Source organism: Bacillus sp. NTK071 (genome assembly GCF_017303315.1).
GTDB lineage: Bacteria > Bacillota > Bacilli > Bacillales > Guptibacillaceae > Guptibacillus.
In genome coordinates this window covers 78,981-96,376 of sequence record NZ_JAFKOI010000004.1, presented here as the reverse complement: position 1 = coordinate 96,376, position 17,396 = coordinate 78,981, and the positions used below count along the sequence as shown (strand labels likewise).

The window sequence follows — 17,396 nt, the reverse complement described above, 5'->3', positions numbered from 1 at the left end:
ATGACAACCACAGCAACGAACGTTCTACAAAACTACATTAATGGCAAATGGGTAGACGCCAAAACGGATCAGTTTCAATCTGTACCGAACCCCGCAACAGGGGAGGAGCTTGCACAGGTTCCTATTTCAACGAGAGAAGATCTCGATGAAGCGGTGAAAGTAGCGAAGTCTACCTTCAAAACATGGAGTAAAACACCCGTTCCAAAACGCGCTCGTATTCTTTTTAAATACCAGCAGCTTCTCGTCGACAATTGGGATGAGCTTGCGAAACTGCTAACGCAGGAGAACGGTAAAAGTTTTAAAGAAGCGCAGGGAGAAGTGCAGCGCGGAATCGAATGCGTTGAGTTCGCAGCAGGTGCACCTTCGTTAATGATGGGTAAACAGCTTCCGGATATCGCAACGAATCTAGAGTCAGGCATGTATCGCTATCCTGTCGGCGTTATCGGTGGCATCACGCCATTTAACTTCCCAATGATGGTGCCTTGTTGGATGTTCCCACTTGCGATTGCAATGGGTAACACGTTCGTTCTTAAGCCTTCTGAGCGCACGCCTTTACTCGCAAACCGCTTAGCAGAGCTATTTAAAGAAGCTGGACTACCGGACGGCGTACTCAATATTGTTCACGGTGCACATGATGTCGTAAACGGTTTATTGGAACATAAAGACGTTCCTGCAATCTCGTTTGTCGGCTCACAACCAGTAGCGGAATATGTTTATAAAACTGGCGCAGCAAATGGCAAACGGGTTCAGGCACTAGCCGGAGCGAAAAACCATTCGATCGTAATGGCGGATGCTGATCTTGACGCAGCTGTTAAAGAAATCATCGCAGCTTCCTACGGATCTGCAGGCGAACGTTGCATGGCTTGTTCTGTTGTAGTAGCAGTAGACGATGTCGTTGAACCACTACTTCAAAAGCTTAACGAAAAAGCAGATGAAATCAAAATCGGAAATGGTCTTGATGAAGATGTGTTCTTAGGACCTGTTATTCGTAAAGAGCACAAAGAAAGAACGGAGAGCTATATTCGTAAAGGACAGGAAGAAGGCGCAACGCTCGTCCGTGATGGACGTAATGACGAAGCCTACAACGACGAAGGCTATTTCATAGGACCCACGATTTTTGATCATGTGAATTCCTCAATGCAAATCTGGAAAGACGAGATCTTTGCTCCGGTACTATCCATTGTGCGAGTGAAGAGTCTAGAAGAAGCGATCGAGCTAACAAATGAATCAGACTTTGGAAACGGCGCATGCCTGTTTACACAAAGTGGCAGTAACGTCCGTTACTTTAGAGAGAACATTGAAGTTGGCATGCTTGGCGTGAATATTGGGGTGCCAGCACCAATGGCATTCTTCCCGTTCTCAGGGTGGAAGAATTCGTTCTATGGCGATTTACATGCGAATGGATCGGATGGAGTTGAATTCTATACGAGAAGGAAGATGTTGACGGCTAGGTGGTAGAAATGAATGAATGAATGAAAAGATAGTGAAACTCCTAACTCAATAGTTGAGTTAGGAGTTTTCTTAAAGTGAAAGAGAAGTAGGTAAGAAGCAGTTCTCATTCATAATAATCGAGATCAATTAATCTCCTAGGTTGAACTAGAAAATTCTTTTGTATAAAGTAATACAGTACTTGCTTCCAAGTTTGTTGTTATCAGGAACGGTTATGATAAATGAAGTTGGATTGACTGCTGATCGTGAAACAGAAGTGTTGGGTGGAATTGCAAACGGACCAACATTCCCATTAGGTGACGTAACCGTTGCCAGAATATCTTCAGTACCTGCATTAAACACTTCAAATGTTCCTTGGATGTAATCGTTCAATCCTGGTGGTGCCTCCCATACCGTCGCATCGAAGCCCGGTCCAAGATTCCCGCAGAAGTTTTCCTGAAATATTTGTCCGTCTGGACAACATGCATTATTACCTTTTGATTCACACATAATTGACTTCTCCTTTATTGTTTACTCCCCTTCTCTCTATATAATGCGAATGATTCAACTCTTGTATAGGGTTTTGATAGATTATTAGAAAAATAATTCATAGTCTATTTCAAAACTTTTGTCTTATGGCTTTAATAGTCATACTTACAGCAATTTTTAACAGGTTTTTCATAATGTAAGTTTATACAAAATTTTCCTGTGCAGGAATAATTGTTTTTTTGGCACATGACTGCTACTTTCTTCAATTTAGGTACAGTTATTGATTGAGTTTGCCCTTTTTTAACAGAGAATGAAAGTTCATCGTTAATAAATACATCCATCGTTTCACATTCTCCACTTGAAAAAACACTTACCGTTCCAAATGCTGAACATAAAGGTGTTTGCCATAGAGTTGTTTGACCTTGCGTGCAATCGGTAGATATATTTCCACATACTTCTTCAGTAATGATTTGTTTTTTCTCTTCATTACAACATTTGACACATCGTTTGCCATTGTCATAACATTTATGCTGAACTTTTTCACATATTGTGCAATCAAAAAGATAGCATTTATCACATTTTACTTTACTCTTTTTTTTCTTATAGTAGTAATTACCCACGGTTATGTCCCCCCAATACCAATAAAAACTCTATTTTTGGTAATTAATAAGCGAAGTCGTTGCATTAAAATTGTAATTATATAACTATTAAATGCATTGGGAGACTAATATTCTTGTACTTATGCGGATATCCGAGGATGCTCAGCGCCCGCCCTGAGGAAAGCGAGCATCATGGAGCGGAAATCACCACTCCTCTTATAACAACAATATTTACGAAAAGAGCTTTTAGCAAAGAGCGAGGAGGTACTATATGAGTTTGAAGTCAAAGGTTTTCTTTCTGATTGTTCTACCACTTTCATTACTAACTTTAAGTATTCTGAGGTTTTCGGGAAACCTGAGTGACACAACAGGTTTACTAGTAGTTCTGCTATCTGGTCTATCGGGGGTAGTGGTTAATAGGTTTGATAAGAAACAATAAATAAACCCAAAGGCAATTTTCATTAGTAAGGATTGAGTTATAAATATATTTTTGGAATAATTGGTATTAAAGGAAATGGCAGGATGAGGGGGGTGGTTATTATTGGGTTTTCAATAGTGTTTTTAGTGGTTTTAGGAACAATTGCAGTTTTTACGTTGATCGTCACTCCAATTTCAGCTTTTAGAAAAAATGAGAAAGGGAAACCACCTCGAAAAATTTCTTATGTAATTGTTGCGCTCTTAATTTTGCATTGGGTATTTTTCTTATTAGGTGGTTATGCTTTATTTCCAACGAATATGGCAGATGCCATATTTATGCCTGTATGGATAGTGTTAAGTGTAGCAGGTTTGTTTATAGCTATATATGAATTTAGAAACAACAAAGGTTTTTCTATCCCAGTTGTTGGCTTAACAACAATCAGTTTACTATTTAGCATTTTCATTAACGGTATATCGAATATGTAAATACCTCATTCTATTCTATGAAAGCGGAGCTATAGTTGAAAAGAGTTTTAATGAAAATAATCAGTTCGAATTGCGGAAAAGGTACTGATTTGAATATTGAATGTAGTCGTGATAAGCAAAAAAGCATGGATCGATATTAGATACCGAACCATGCTTTTCTACTATTCTATTATCTTGTCGCTGCGTACACATCGACTAAACCGTTACCGTAATAGAAAGCATCTCCAAGTGGTATGGCTGTATCATTAAGCTTTTGACGCACCTGTTCATTTGATAATGAAGGGTTGCCTGCCAAGATAAGCGCTGCTGCTCCAGCTACGTGAGGAGAAGCCATAGATGTTCCGTTGTAGCTAGCATAGCTATTACCAGGAACAGAGCTCAAGATGTCAACACCTGGTGCCATTACTTCAAGCTCAGAACCTACACTTGAGAATGATGCGCGTTTATTGTTGGAATCTACTGCACCGACTGCCATTGCAGAAGCATATTTTGCAGGGTAGCCGATTGTGTTGAATCCAAAGAATGTTCCTTCGTTTCCAGCTGCGGCAACGACTAACACTCCTGAATTGTAGGCATTGTCAACCGCATCTTTCAGTGCAGTTGAACCAGAGCTACCGCCCAAACTCATGTTAATGATATCCATATTGTTGTCTACTGCCCACTCAATACCTTGAATGATACCGCTATAAGTTCCGCTCCCAGAGCTATCTAGTACTTTTACAGCATAAAGACTAGCAGATTGCGCAACACCTAGAACACCAACACTATTATTTAGTCCAGCAACAGTACCTGAGACGTGGGTACCATGGCTATGGCCATCTGTGAAAGGATCAGGTTCACCAGAAACGAAGCTTGCACCGCCGCTCACGTTAAGGTCCTCGTGGCTAGCGTCGATTCCTGTATCTAGGACAGCAACTTTAGCACCGGAGCCAGTGTTTCCAGTCGCATGAACTTGATCTGCTTTAATATGAGGGATACCCCATGGTGTTGTTTGTCCAATTGCATGTGCCACTTGATCTTCTTCTACATATGACACATTAGGGTTCTTCTTAAGAGCTTTAGCCGCTGGTTCAGGCAATGAAATAAGCATCGTATCCATAAATTTAAACTGATGCTTAACTTGTCCACCTAGTTTCTGTACGTTGTTAATTTGAGCTTGATTAATATTTGTTTTAAAACCAACGAGGAAGTTCTTTGGTCCTTTGTCCACAGGTTTAGCAGATGCAGAAGGTGAAGAGAAACCAACCAATAAGGATAGAACAAGAACCATGCTGAAAATAATACTTAATTTTCTTAATGTAGCTTTCATTTCTTTTCCTCCAATCATGATTTTATACAGGATAACAATCAAACTATGTACTCGTGATGCTCAGGTCCCGGGCCCGAATGTGTATGTCTGAAAAGTTCGACTATTACTAATATTATGGTAACACGAACCAGAAGTTTATAATATTGGGAAATAGATAGGGATTATTAAGGTTTAAAATGGGATTACACCTAATGGTTTCCCAATCAACAAGTTCTTGGAATAACGTTATACTAAAAGTTTTAGATAACTATGTATCAGAATATCCATACCCTTTAAGCTGCCTCACTTGTGATTCTTAGCTAACTTTTTTCAGATCCTTTTGCAGAGTAACTGTCATGTACATATGAAGGTATCGTTCATACAAATGGGGATTTTATCCTTATCTGGAGAAGATTCTGGTTTATTAAGATAAATAAGTCACCTTCATCTAGGTACATTCCCGTAGTTGAGTGAATAACATACCTTTAGAAACTTTGAAGGGATTGAGAGAGATGTCCTATGGACCTAATAGGTATGAAAATCCATATCAACGTCCTTTCCATGATAATAACTCGCTTTATCACACTGGAGGAGATGCTGCCTACTGGCCTCCTCAAGAGATAGAGAAGGCAAGCCGATACCATCCTTATGGCCCCCCTAATGGTATTGGAAGGGTTCCGATTAAAGATTACGGACGTAAACCCTTTGTCTTTGACATTAATGAAGCAACCATACAAAACGATACGTACCGCACAGCGATATGGACTGGGGATCATTTACAAGTTACTTTAATGAGCATTAATGTTGGCGATGATATTGGATTAGAAATGCATCCTAACGTGGATCAATTTTTGCGTGTTGAACAGGGCCAGGGGCTTGTTCGAATGGGAGAGAACAAGAATGATTTAAGCTTTGAAGCAAATGTTTATGATGATTTTGCGATATTGATACCTGCTGGTACTTGGCATAATGTTATCAATACAGGAAATGTTCCGCTCAAGCTTTACTCCATTTATGGACCGCCAAACCATCCATTTGGTACAGTTCATAGAACCAAAGCGGATGCATCTGAGGAAGAAGGGCATGGCAGTCCGGGCAATGGAAATACAGTTGCGTTTGGCAAGACTCCGGATGAGTGGGTCAGGTACACAGAATATTTGGTGAATGAAGGATTAGAGGATGTTAAAAAAGGAATAAATGCTACACACATTCTTCAGGAATTTATTCTAATGGGAGTTCTTGTAGGGAAAGGCTACTCTCCAGAAGAAGCTTATGAAACAGTGGAGGAATGGGAACGCACAGGTGAGTCCAAACTTCTTAAGGAAAGTAAGAATAAAGTGAGATAGAGTGTAGAAAGGGGGTCTGGCAAGTTGCCTGACCCCCTTTTCTTTATTCGACATGATTCGAGCAAAAGCGGGTGGTGACAGGCACCGTCCTACGCCAATCGTATTCCAACCCATAGAAAGTATATAACGATCGATACATTAAATAACGTGAGGAGGAGGGCGATGGTTGCTAATCCCTTTTTTTCTTCACTCGTTCTAAATACGACGAAAGCTAATAGGGTTGAAAGCACACATCCACCGATTATAAAGATCATTATGAAGATGCCAACAGATTCGCCAGCATTGCTGGAGATTGGGTCTATCAGAAACATTGCAAGTGTTGTTAGAAGGCTTAGTACTAGAAAGAGATATGTTCTCCAGGTCGTCCTTTTCGTATGATAATACATCCTGGTCTCCTTTCTGATGCGTTCGATATTAGTCTGTCCATCATTATAGAGGAGTTATTAGGAGATAACAAACAGATCAGGGTATGTTGGTTGGGAAAAGAAGCATAAAAGAGGTCCAAACCAGCTGTGGTTTGGACCTCTATTTCTAAGCATACTCGAAGCCTTCTTTAATGATATCAGCCGTTAGAATAAAATATCTATCCAAACTTTAATGGCTGTTAATCCGATCAATAAGGCTAATATCATTTGCAATATTTTTGTGTTCATAGTCTTCCCAGCTTTTGCTCCCAGCTGTGATGTAATAATGCTTGCGACTGCTATCACAACTGCTGGAAGGAACGGGATATCTCCAGAGAATAATTTACCTGTCACAGCTCCAATTGAGGAGATAAACGTGATGGCTAAAGAAGAAGCTATCGTTACCCTTGTTGGTATACGGAGAACAACGAGCATAATTGGAACTAGTAGAAACGCTCCCCCTGCACCAACAATACCAGCACCAAGTCCAACAATAAATGCAGAAATCGATGCGATCCATTTGTTAAAAGTGATCTCCTCTTCCTCCGCATTTCTGTTGTTAGATGGTAAGAACATCATCACTACGGCTATTAAAGCCAGTACACCGTAAACAAAGTTAATGACTTGTTCTGAGAAAAACTGTGAACCAAAACTACCGATTAAACTACCCATCAAAACAGCGATCCCCATATATAAAATAAGGGGTTTATAAAGGTAATTTCCTTTGCGGTACCCGTATACTCCTCCAAAAGATGCTACTAACACCTGCGCAGCCACAACTCCAGCTGCAGTATGGGCACTAAATCCATCAAAACCGAGTAATGGTGGAATATATAACAACATAGGATAGTTGATAATTGCGCCACCTATGCCCACTAACCCAGACATAAAAGACCCAGCCAACCCAATGATAAACACTGTTAATAAAAAGGCTATATCCATAAATGTAACACCTCATCCTAACTAAAATCTGTTTTGTACGTATGATTTACTTTATTTTTTTGTTTTAAGGTGACTTAGGTTATTATACCATATGGGGTATGTGAGTGAACAGAGAATAATAATAGAAGATGGTGTCAGGTCACACTTATGAAGCAAACAATCGCTATGAAAAGTTAAATCACTTATTGTTTTCCTTTTCTAATTTAGAGCGACAGTTTCAGAGAAGGAAGATCAAGTTGAACATTTATTGGTTAATCGTCGCAAGGATTAACTTGTTATGTAGTTTAATTTTGACAAGAAATAACCTTAGGTAGAACAGGTATCGTTCATTCACCTCTTTACCTAAGGCCTTGTTATTCAAAAATGACGTCGGTTTAGATCCCTTTAACGTCTCTTTCTTCTTTTCCTTGAAAGAGAAGGTGGTGGGCCGATCACGACTGAGCCCTCTCCTTCAATGGGTTCTAAAGCTTTTCTCATTACTTTTGGATCAATGTTATAAGCTCGTTCGTATACCTCTAGAGGGGTTTGAGTAAGCATGGGTGAACCATTTTGTGTTTGAAATCGATCGTTATTGAAGAATAGGAGCAATTGGGTATCATCGGAATCTGCTGTAATCCAATGCCAATAGCCCATCGGAATAAAGACGGTTTCTCCCGCTTTTCTGAGTTTGTATTTCAGTAATTTATTGTTGTTCGGATTTAGAATCCCTACTGTCGCAGAGCCCGTCGCGAGGTAGACTAATTCCCAAGCATTTGGATGCCAATGAGGTTCGCGAACGGATCCTTTCGACATCCTCAAATCTCCAAGAGATCCACCGATCATGGCAGGCATTTGTTGGGATGATAAGAGATAGATGAGGTTTTCAGGATCTTTTTCAAATATAGGGTTGTCTTCAATGTCATAGAAAAAATTTGGCGTGCCCTTACCCTCTACTAAGTTTCGATTATCAGTAATATATCCTGATACAGGACTTGTCATGTGTTCTCCTCTTTTCTATATAGCATCTCTATTATCCTATGATAATGAATAGGATAAGAATAGGTACTTGTCCATTTTCGAAGGAATAGGGCAAAGGTATCGTTCAACTGTATGATGGAAGAGAATGAAATCTTATTGAATAAAACGAGAATTGTACCTCAATATCCCATTTTTATGAAACTTTAGGAGCTGATTAAACGTAAAAGTAAGAAAGGGGGAATGAAGATGATAGGATTGTTTATCGTTATTCTAGTGTTCATCTTTATCGTAACTAGCTTTTCAGGACCATCTAAACGTCGTTCTTCAGGAGGCTCGGATCATTCAACCTACCACATAGGAAGTAGTGAGAGTGCTAGTGGTTGCGATAGCTCTGGAGGTTTCTCTGGGGGAGGCGGCGATGGTGGCGGTGGTTGTTAATTTAGATCAATAACCAACTATCGTGGAAAGTAAAAGGCTTATTTTGAAAGGAGGACGTCGTGAATATTGAGTTCATCAAGTTAACCGAACCAACTTCTCTTTTTGTAGACGTGTTGAATCGATGGGAAAACGATACAGCGTTGATTCCATTGATTCGCCCTAACAAAAATAAAGAGGAATTAGAACGAGATGAGACGATTACGCTAGACGGAATTCAGGAACGTCTTAAATATCAGGAGCTATTCCAAATTTATATGGATCATGAGTTGATCGGAGAAATGAATTACATGATTGATCCGCCACATCTCTTCAAGGAAGAGCCTGGAACCGCCTGGATTGGAATTACAATTGGAGAACCAGCGGCCAGGGGTAAAGGAATAGGGCGCCTAGCGATTGAATTCTTAGAAAAGCAAATCAAGCAAGAGGGCTTTCATCGCATTGAACTGGGCGTTTTTGAATTTAATACAACGGCGCAGGCGCTCTATCAGAAATTAGGGTACAAGGAAATTGCGAGGGTAGAAAACTTTACATACTGGCAAGACCGAATGTGGTCTGACATTCGAATGGAAAAATATTTCTGATAGAAAGCTTACTTAGAGTGAGTGGCATTTTAATTCATTACGAATTGAAATGCTTCTTTTTTTGAGAGAATCGGGGGCACTGTCGTTCGACAACATTCGAGCTAAAGCGGGTGGTGACAGGCACTAATGTATCATTTCAAAGATTTTTAATAAATGTGCATATGGATGGAAAAAATAGAAGTATCATTGAATGCATGAGGATGGACTTTTATTGGATAACTATAAGAACGATAACACTGCAAGAAGGTATAAGGCTTATGTTAGTATTCTTGGAACGACCCAAATTCATTTGAGAAATCCATACGTAATCGCATGGTGGTCGGCAGCCTTCCCTGGATTCGGTCATTTGCTGTTATCTAAGTACCTTAGAGGATTCCTTCTTCTTGGATGGGAAGTTGTCATAAATTTAAGAGCGCATGTCAATCAAGCAATGATTTATTCTTTTCAGGGAAACATTTCAATGGCCAAAGAAGTATTAGATACTCGTTGGCTTCTTAATTTATATACCAGTCTATATTTTCGCCATATGGGATAGTTACCGTACAACGGTTGATTTGAATAACGTATATATTCTATGCGAACGAGAGGATCATGCAATTAACTCGTTCAGTATAGGTGCTTTAGAAATCAATTATTTGGATAAAAGAAATCCTTTATTAGCTGCTTTATGGTCGTTGTTTATGCCGGGGTTGGGGCAATTATACATTCATAGGATCGTTTCTGCCTTTGTTGTTATCATTTGGAGTGTGGTTTTCTTTTATTACTCTCACATGTTAGAAGGCGTATCCCTGCTTTTCTTAGGAGATATTCAAAAAGCGACTAACGTTCTTGAACCTGAATGGTTCCTCATGTTTCCTTCTTTGTATGGTTTCGCTATCTTCGACGCCTATATGAATACAGTAGAGAACAATAAGCTCTATGAAAAAGAACAAAGACGTTTTCTTAAGAACCATTATCAAGCAAGAACATTTCGCATACTGAAAGGAAAAAAGATGATATGAGTATGCAGATCTTTTCAACTTTTGAGAATCATGTCTTCTTAGAAATCGCCATTTCAAATTTAGAGAAAATCGGCATTCACAGCGAACAAATATACGCAGTGCCACTTGATAATCGAGAAGAAACTAGGAAGATCTTCGATACAATGCATCGGTCAGACGGAATCTCTCTCATTGATATCGCTATGTCATTAGCAACAGTATTTGCAGTAATTACTGCTAGCATTGGTTTTAAACTAAACTGGGGACCGATCTATTGGGGGTTAATCGGTGCTGTTGGTGGATTTATTATCGGGTTTATAATTCGATTGTTTATGATCTTAAAGACCAATAAGAAAAAGCTTAGATTAAAAGGGAAACAATCCTAAGTTATACTCATCGTTGAATGTGACCAAACAAAAGGAGAAGCTGTCGAAAAAATACTCTGGGAGCATTTTGCCTTAGGATTAGCTAAGGTAAGTAGATAAAGGGAGTTCGACATGATTCGAGCAAAAGCGGGTAGTGACAGGCACTCGCTGTGACTCTATGTTCTATCACCCTTAAGAAGAAAAGAAATATGGATAAGGGCCATTTTGGAAATGGACGAGTTGAACCTCAACTCTGGACAATATCAGATACTAATCGCATAGATCCTCTTTCAATCATCAATACTACGAACTAAAAGGGAGGGTGCGATCACATGAATCAACAAGAACACTTTGGACAACTTATCGACATAAGAAGAGAACTCGAAGCTTCTTATATGGATTATTGGAAAGAGTTAGGAGCGCGAAAGAGAAAACTAACGAAACAAGAAAAAACCTCAAACTGTTGCGTTATTTTTCTGAAACTATTTTTCACATCGTGGTAACGACTATAAGGGGAGAGAACAACCGTTTAATACGTTGTTAACTATTGGGGAGTAAGCTTATCTTATAAGGTTTCTCCTATTTAAATATCGTTCATCCCTCATTCGGAAAGAAGGTTTCATCAACGAAACCGGTTTACTAAACATTTGTTGAAATTTAAGAAAATTTACATATTCCCTATTGAAATCGGATACATCTTGTGATTAAATCATATCTAACGAACCAATTCGGCTATTTTTTTGCTGATTTACGAAACCGGTTTCTTTACTCAAATAGGCGGGTTAGTATATGGTGTCTATTACATTATTGGAGGGGATTTTAGATGAAGATCAAAAAGAATTTACTTGCTGCACTGTCACTTAGTTCAGCGTTGTTGCTTGCCGCTTGTGGCGGAGGCGGAGATGAGTCATCAGACGATGGCAAGGTAACATTGAATTTTTGGACGTTTGGAGCTACGAACTATGAGTCACTAGCCGAAGAGTACGAGAAAAAAAATCCAGATGTAGAAATTAACGTGAAGACTTCTGAGTTAGGAGATCACCACAACAGTTTATTCACATCCATTTCTGCAGGTACTGGAGCTCCAGATCTAGCAATGATCGAAGTTGATCAGCTTGATCGTTACCGTGAAGCACAAGAACGCTTTTTGAACTTATATGACCTTGGAGCAGAAGAAGTTCAAGGTGATTACCTTGACTGGAAATGGAATATGGCTGAAAGCACAGACGGCGAATTCTTATTCGGTCTTCCAACGGATATCGGTCCGAAAGCCATGTATTACAACGTTGACGTTTTTGAAGAAGCGAATTTACCGACAGAACCTGAGAAGGTAAATGAAACCGTTTCATCACCGAAACAATTAGAAGAGGCTGCGAAGAAAGTACTTGATGAGACAGGCAAGCCTATGGTCGATAGCATGGAAATGGCATACCGTGCGAACATGGATGCATTGCAGGAAAGTTACTTCAATAAAGACAATGAATTGATCATTGGTGAAGAAGGTAATGAAGTTAAAAAAGCTTACGACTATGCGGTATCACTCTATGAGCAAGGGTATGTAGGAAATTATGAAATGTGGACGCCTGAATGGGCATCAGCTCTTAACAAAGGTGATTTCGCTGTCGAAATGGCTCCAGCATGGTTAAAAGGATATATGACGGAGAATGCTCCAGAAGGGAAAGGAAACTGGCGCGTAGCGACACTACCTAGTGAGTTCGCTGGTAACTGGGGTGGATCTTACGTCGCGATTCCAGCAGAAACAGAGCATAGCGAAGAAGCCTATGAGTTTGCGAAATGGCTTGTTTCTCCTGAGAATCAGTTGAAGTCATTTGAAGAAAGTGGTCTTTTCCCATCTGCTCCATCCGTATATGAAATGGATGAATTCGTCAATAATTCGGATGAGTACTTCGGCGGTCAAAATACAGCTGCTACATTCGCAGAAGCTGCGAAAGAAATTCCTGCTGTCTATAAAGGACCGAAGTACGTAACGGTTAATAATGAAGTGTTAACAGCACTACGAAACGTACAAGAAGGCGGAGATCCTGAGAAAGAATGGAAAGAAGCTGTTAAGCGTATTGAAGGGTTAGTCAAACGATAATCATGAAGCTGATTAAAGGCTGGCGGGGGATAACTCTTCCGGCCTTTAACTTTTGGGGAGGTTAATTCTTTGGAGGATGTGCAGAAGCAATCGAAAGCTCGTTCAACAACCAAAGCTAGTAAAATGTCTGAAAAGACGAAAGATATGATTTCAGGCTATCTATATGTTGCACCATTCTTTATTGTGTTTGGGATCATTGGCTTATACCCAGCCGCGTTCAGTATCGTTCTTGCTTTTCAAGAGTGGAACGGTCTTGGCGAAATGGAGTTTATTGGTCTTAGCAACTTTGCTGTCGTTCTACAGGATCCATTATTCTGGAAGTCCTTATACAACACGGTCATCATCGGCTTAATGGGGACGGCCCCACAGTTAATTGTAGGTATTGTTCTTGCATATTTCCTTAACCTGGCCGTTATCCGGTTCACAAATTTCTTCAGGGTAACAATCTTCATGCCGTACATTACGTCTATGGTTGCAGTTGCCCTTGTATTCGGTGTTTTCTTTAGTAGTAATGAAACAGCACTGGCGAACTACGTGATTGGCTTGTTCGGAGTAGATCCGGTGAGCTGGAAAACGTCTGAATGGGGAGCGAAAATTGCCATTGCTCTCATGGTATTCTGGCGCTGGGTAGGCTATAACACGATTATCTATCTTGCTGGTTTACAAAGTATTTCGAAAGACTTATATGAAGCAGCTACGATTGATGGAGCTAGCAAAGTGGAGCAGTTCATCTACATTACAATTCCTTTGTTAAAACCATTCATCCTACTAACAGTGTTCATGTCAACAGTCGGAGCACTTCAACTATTTGCGGAACCAACAGTATTCTTAGGTTCATCTGCATTTAGCCGTGATGAAGCGATGACGGTTGTTATGTATCTGTACCGTGATGCATTTAATCTTGGTTCATTCGGAACAGCATCTGCTACAGCAGTATTGCTACTTATTATCATTATTGGTGCTGCTGCAATTAATACTTGGTTAACATCAGGACTTGGCAGTAAGAAAAAGAGAGGAGCGTAAGGCATGAAACAAAAACGTAAGAATCAATCCAAAGCTGGCACGTTGCCGATCTATCTAATCTTAATTTTCACTTCCCTCTTTTCTCTTTTTCCATTTTACTGGATGTTTGTGATGGCTACACAGCCGAGTGCTGCTTATAACTCGATTCCGCCGACATTGTTACCGGGTGGAAAGCTCGTAGAGAACTTCCAGAAAGTGCTCGATACGATTCCGTTCTTCCAGGCGATGTGGAACACGATTCTACTTTGTACAGTTGTAACCGCGGCTGTTCTCGTTATCAGTTCGCTAGCTGGATTTGCATTTGCCAAATTCACATTCCCTGGTAAAAACTTTCTATTCATCTTGATTCTATTAACAATGGTTATTCCGCCTCAACTGGGATTGATTCCACAGTACTATCTCGTTTCCCAACTGGGCTGGCTTGATACGTTAATGGGAGCGGGAATCTTATTCCTACTCAATCCGCTTGGGATCTTCTTGATGCGTCAATATATCAGTGAATCTGTTCCAGATGAGTTAATTGAAGCAGCGAAGCTTGATGGCTGTTCGAACTTCAGAATCTATTGGAGTATTGTCCTTCCAATTATTAAGCCTGCTTTTGCAACGCTAGGTATTATCGTCTTCACACTAGTGTGGGGAGAATTCCTATGGCAGTTCACTGTTCTGCGTGATCCTTCTTCATACACGCTACAGGTTGCACTGGCTTCTCTCAACAATGCGTTCCGAGTCGATTTCGGTATGCTTCTATCAGGCGTATTCTGGGCAACGGTTCCATTGATTGTTATTTTCCTTATTTTCAACAAGTGGTTTATTTCAAGTATTACGGAAGGTTCAGTTAAATAATCGCGTGGCTCCCACTGTATTTTGATACAATAAAAGATAAACGTTAGCGATATTGCTAAGGAGATGAAAGCTATGAATTTAACGATTAGAGATATCGCTAGAATGGCAGGCGTATCTCCAGCTACTGTATCAAAAATCATGAATAATTACGGTGGGATCAGCGAGGCCACTCGTCAGAAAGTATATAAAATCATTGAAGATACGAAATACCAGCCAACTTTTTCAGCTAAATCACTGGCTACTAAGAAATCGAACTTAATCGGACTGATTTATGCAGGTAAAATCAACGTCGATTTCAAGCACCCCTTCTTTAATGAAGTGGTGAACTCGTTTAAAAAAGCAGTAGGAGCGCTCGGTTACGATCTCCTACTCTTCTCAAACGAGAAGTTCTATCAAGGGGAAAGCAAATATTTGGAACGATCCAAGCATTTCCATGTGGATGGTTGCTTGATCATTGCCGGTGATGAAATTGAAGAAGCTGTTTGCGAAATTGCAGAAAGTCATATTCCGTGTATTGGAATTGATTTAAAACTAGAAGGACCAAATTCTAGTTATATTATGACAGACAATGCCAAGATTGGCATGAAGGTCGTTGAGAATTTCTACTTAAATAAAGTAAAAAAGGTCGCGTACATTGGTGGAAAACAAGATTCGCTTGTTTCTAGCATCCGAAACGAAGGGTTCATCGAAGCGATGAAGCAGTTCGGTCTTCCTTTGAATGAAGAGTGGGTTCACTATGGTGATTTCTTTGAAGAAAGCGGTTACCATGCAATGAAGAAAATTCTTCAGGGAGATGAATGGCCGGAAGCTGTGTTCGCCGCTTCTGATATGATGGCGCTCGGTGCGTTGAAAGCGATGAAGGAACATGGTGTGAAGGTTCCAGAAGATATTCAGCTAATCGGTTGTGATGATATCGAATCTTGTCGCTACAGTGATCCACCTCTTACGACTGTGAAACAGGATAAGCAAAAGCTAGGAAAGCTCGCTGCCTATATGCTGGATGATTTAATACGAGGAAACGTTGAGATCCACCCAGTGAAGGTAGACCCTGAACTCGTCATTCGCTCATCTAGTATAGAAAGGTAAGAGGGCTCCTGCTTTCTACTACAGGAGGTTACAAACATGACAACTATTCAATTTCCAGAAACACTTAAATGGGGAGCGGCAACTGCTTCTTATCAAATTGAAGGAGCTGCGAACGAAGATGGCAGATCGCCATCCATTTGGGATACGTTCTCTCATGCTCCAGGTAATGTGAATAACGGCGACCATGGCGATGAGGCTTGCAATAGCTATCACCTCTATAAAGAAGATGTTCAGCATCTAAAGAAGCTTGGTGTTGACCTTTATCGTTTCTCTATTTCATGGCCTCGTGTTATGCCTGAAGGAAGAGGCGAGCTTAATCCAAAGGGTGTAGCGTACTACCAGAATCTAATTGATGAGCTGATCGAGAATGGCATTGAACCGATGATCACCCTTTACCACTGGGATCTTCCTCAGGTTCTTCAAGATAAAGGCGGCTGGGAGAACCGTGAAACGATTGATGCGTTTAACGAATATTCAGTTGCGATGTTTAAGGAATTCGGTGACAAAGTTTCGAAATGGATTACCATTAATGAACCGTGGTGTGCTTCCTTTCTATCAAACTACTTAGGCGTTCATGCGCCAGGCAAAACAGACTTACAAGCTGGTGTTGACGTTGCGCATCATCTTATGGTTGCTCACGGAAGAGCGGTGCAATCGTTCAGAGAGCTTCTACCTGAGGGTGAAATCGGTTACGCCCCTAATACAGGTTGGTTAGAGCCGTTCAGTAATAAGCAAGAAGATATCGACGCATGTAAGCGAGGGATGATGTGGCAGAAAGAATGGTTCATGGATCCTGTCTTCAAAGGATCATATCCTGAGAAATTAATCTCGATTTTCGAAGATCATAACGCGAAGCTGAAACTAGAAGATGGCGATTTTGAACTGATTTCACAGCCGATTGATTTCATGGGAATCAATTATTACACAGGAAGCCTTGGGCGTTACAAGAAAGGCGAAGGGCTTTTTGAAGTAGAAGAGATTCCACTTGATTATCGTAAGACAGATATCGGCTGGCCTATCTATTCCGACGGCTTCTACAATGTGCTGACGGATCTTCACCAAACATATGGCGATGTGCCAATCTATATTACAGAGAACGGTGCTTGCTACAACCATGAAGTAGAAGACGGAAGAGTTCATGACAAGGAACGCGTTGACTACTTGAAGCAGCATCTAACAGCATTACACCGTGCCATCCAATCGGGTGTACCAATTAAAGGCTACATCGTATGGTCGCTACTCGATAATTTCGAGTGGGCATTTGGATACGAAAAGCGCTTCGGGATTATTCATGTTAACTACCGCACGTTCGAGCGGACACCTAAGGACAGTTATTATTGGTATAGACAGACGATTACAAACGGTTGGTTTGAGATTTAAGGGAAAGACGTTTCTGATTCATCCAGCAAACGTTGCCAGGCATTGCTGATCGAAAGGAAGGACTTCACTATGTGAAGTCCTTCTTTGTCTATTCTAAGACGAATTCCTTTCGACATAGTTCGAGCTAAACCGGGTGGTGACAGGCACCGTATTATCACATATATGGGACGATTCTGCCGTTGCAGCGGTGGACAAAATCGTTTCTAAGTTTAAATCAAATGGAAAAAAGTGAACGTAACAGGGTTA

Annotated in this window: 18 protein-coding genes and 2 pseudogenes; 14 read left to right on the top strand and 6 right to left on the bottom strand. The window is 40.5% G+C overall.

Translation table 11 applies throughout. The features are described from left to right. Positions 1-1,458, top strand: a complete 1,458-nt coding sequence (locus tag JI666_RS09475) for a CoA-acylating methylmalonate-semialdehyde dehydrogenase (protein ID WP_206891155.1) — start codon at positions 1-3, stop codon at positions 1,456-1,458. 138 nt (positions 1,459-1,596) lie between these two features. Here the strand turns inward: JI666_RS09475 and JI666_RS09470 are convergent, their stop codons facing one another. Both JI666_RS09470 and JI666_RS21905 read right to left on the bottom strand, forming a co-directional pair. Next, positions 1,597-1,938, bottom strand: a complete 342-nt coding sequence (locus JI666_RS09470; protein ID WP_206891154.1) for an S-Ena type endospore appendage — start codon at positions 1,936-1,938, stop codon at positions 1,597-1,599. Positions 1,939-2,069: 131 nt separating this feature from the next. Further along, positions 2,070-2,537: an S-Ena type endospore appendage gene (locus JI666_RS21905; protein WP_206891152.1), complete on the bottom strand. Its 468-nt coding sequence runs from the start codon at positions 2,535-2,537 to the stop codon at positions 2,070-2,072. A 250-nt stretch (positions 2,538-2,787) separates the two neighbouring features. Here JI666_RS21905 and JI666_RS09460 point away from each other — a divergent pair, with 250 nt between their 5' ends. Both JI666_RS09460 and JI666_RS09455 read left to right on the top strand, forming a co-directional pair. After that, positions 2,788-2,955: a hypothetical protein gene (locus tag JI666_RS09460; RefSeq protein ID WP_206891150.1), complete on the top strand. Its 168-nt coding sequence runs from the start codon at positions 2,788-2,790 to the stop codon at positions 2,953-2,955. 92 nt (positions 2,956-3,047) lie between these two features. Beyond that, positions 3,048-3,419, top strand: a complete 372-nt coding sequence (locus JI666_RS09455) for a hypothetical protein (protein WP_206891148.1) — start codon at positions 3,048-3,050, stop codon at positions 3,417-3,419. A 169-nt stretch (positions 3,420-3,588) separates the two neighbouring features. Here JI666_RS09455 and JI666_RS09450 read toward each other — a convergent pair whose 3' ends face one another. Then, complete coding sequence (locus JI666_RS09450; protein WP_206891146.1) at positions 3,589-4,728, bottom strand: S8 family peptidase; 1,140 nt, start codon at positions 4,726-4,728, stop codon at positions 3,589-3,591. A 491-nt stretch (positions 4,729-5,219) separates the two neighbouring features. Here JI666_RS09450 and JI666_RS09445 point away from each other — a divergent pair, with 491 nt between their 5' ends. Next, positions 5,220-6,053: a cupin domain-containing protein gene (locus JI666_RS09445; RefSeq protein WP_206891144.1), complete on the top strand. Its 834-nt coding sequence runs from the start codon at positions 5,220-5,222 to the stop codon at positions 6,051-6,053. Between the two features lie 89 nt (positions 6,054-6,142). On the opposite strand, the gene JI666_RS09440 is transcribed toward JI666_RS09445, so the two are convergent. The 3 genes from JI666_RS09440 to JI666_RS09430 form a co-directional block, all read right to left on the bottom strand. Further along, entirely contained in the window at positions 6,143-6,439 is a 297-nt protein-coding gene (locus tag JI666_RS09440; RefSeq protein WP_206891142.1) for a hypothetical protein, read from the bottom strand. Positions 6,440-6,622: 183 nt separating this feature from the next. After that, the gene (locus tag JI666_RS09435; RefSeq protein ID WP_206891140.1) at positions 6,623-7,399 is read right to left on the bottom strand and encodes a sulfite exporter TauE/SafE family protein; all 777 of its coding nucleotides are present in this window, start codon (positions 7,397-7,399) and stop codon (positions 6,623-6,625) included. Positions 7,400-7,783: 384 nt separating this feature from the next. Beyond that, positions 7,784-8,377 (bottom strand): cupin domain-containing protein, encoded by a 594-nt coding sequence (locus JI666_RS09430; protein ID WP_206891138.1) that lies wholly within the window; start codon positions 8,375-8,377, stop codon positions 7,784-7,786. Between the two features lie 225 nt (positions 8,378-8,602). On the opposite strand from JI666_RS09430, the gene JI666_RS09425 reads away from it, so the two are divergent. The 10 genes and pseudogenes from JI666_RS09425 to JI666_RS09380 all read left to right on the top strand — a co-directional run bounded on the left by JI666_RS09425 (position 8,603) and on the right by JI666_RS09380 (position 17,150). Beyond that, positions 8,603-8,794: a hypothetical protein gene (locus JI666_RS09425; RefSeq protein ID WP_206891137.1), complete on the top strand. Its 192-nt coding sequence runs from the start codon at positions 8,603-8,605 to the stop codon at positions 8,792-8,794. A 59-nt stretch (positions 8,795-8,853) separates the two neighbouring features. Next, a complete protein-coding gene (locus JI666_RS09420) occupies positions 8,854-9,375 on the top strand; it encodes a GNAT family N-acetyltransferase (protein ID WP_206891135.1) in 522 nt (173 codons plus the stop codon). 211 nt (positions 9,376-9,586) lie between these two features. Then, positions 9,587-10,376, top strand: a pseudogene (locus JI666_RS09415) (hypothetical protein). Positions 10,377-10,378: 2 nt separating this feature from the next. After that, positions 10,379-10,840 (top strand): annotated as a pseudogene (locus tag JI666_RS09410) (hypothetical protein). A 212-nt stretch (positions 10,841-11,052) separates the two neighbouring features. Continuing rightward, positions 11,053-11,223 (top strand): hypothetical protein, encoded by a 171-nt coding sequence (locus JI666_RS09405; protein ID WP_206891134.1) that lies wholly within the window; start codon positions 11,053-11,055, stop codon positions 11,221-11,223. 320 nt (positions 11,224-11,543) lie between these two features. Continuing rightward, positions 11,544-12,818: an ABC transporter substrate-binding protein gene (locus JI666_RS09400; RefSeq protein WP_206891133.1), complete on the top strand. Its 1,275-nt coding sequence runs from the start codon at positions 11,544-11,546 to the stop codon at positions 12,816-12,818. A 123-nt stretch (positions 12,819-12,941) separates the two neighbouring features. After that, positions 12,942-13,841, top strand: coding sequence for a carbohydrate ABC transporter permease (locus JI666_RS09395; RefSeq protein WP_414635137.1), 900 nt, complete (start codon positions 12,942-12,944; stop codon positions 13,839-13,841). 3 nt (positions 13,842-13,844) lie between these two features. Then, entirely contained in the window at positions 13,845-14,684 is an 840-nt protein-coding gene (locus JI666_RS09390; protein WP_206891131.1) for a carbohydrate ABC transporter permease, read from the top strand. A gap of 63 nt (positions 14,685-14,747) precedes the next feature. Further along, complete coding sequence (locus JI666_RS09385) at positions 14,748-15,770, top strand: LacI family DNA-binding transcriptional regulator (protein WP_206891130.1); 1,023 nt, start codon at positions 14,748-14,750, stop codon at positions 15,768-15,770. Positions 15,771-15,806: 36 nt separating this feature from the next. Beyond that, the gene (locus JI666_RS09380) at positions 15,807-17,150 is read left to right on the top strand and encodes a GH1 family beta-glucosidase (protein ID WP_206891128.1); all 1,344 of its coding nucleotides are present in this window, start codon (positions 15,807-15,809) and stop codon (positions 17,148-17,150) included. The last annotated feature ends 246 nt before the right edge of the window (positions 17,151-17,396 follow it).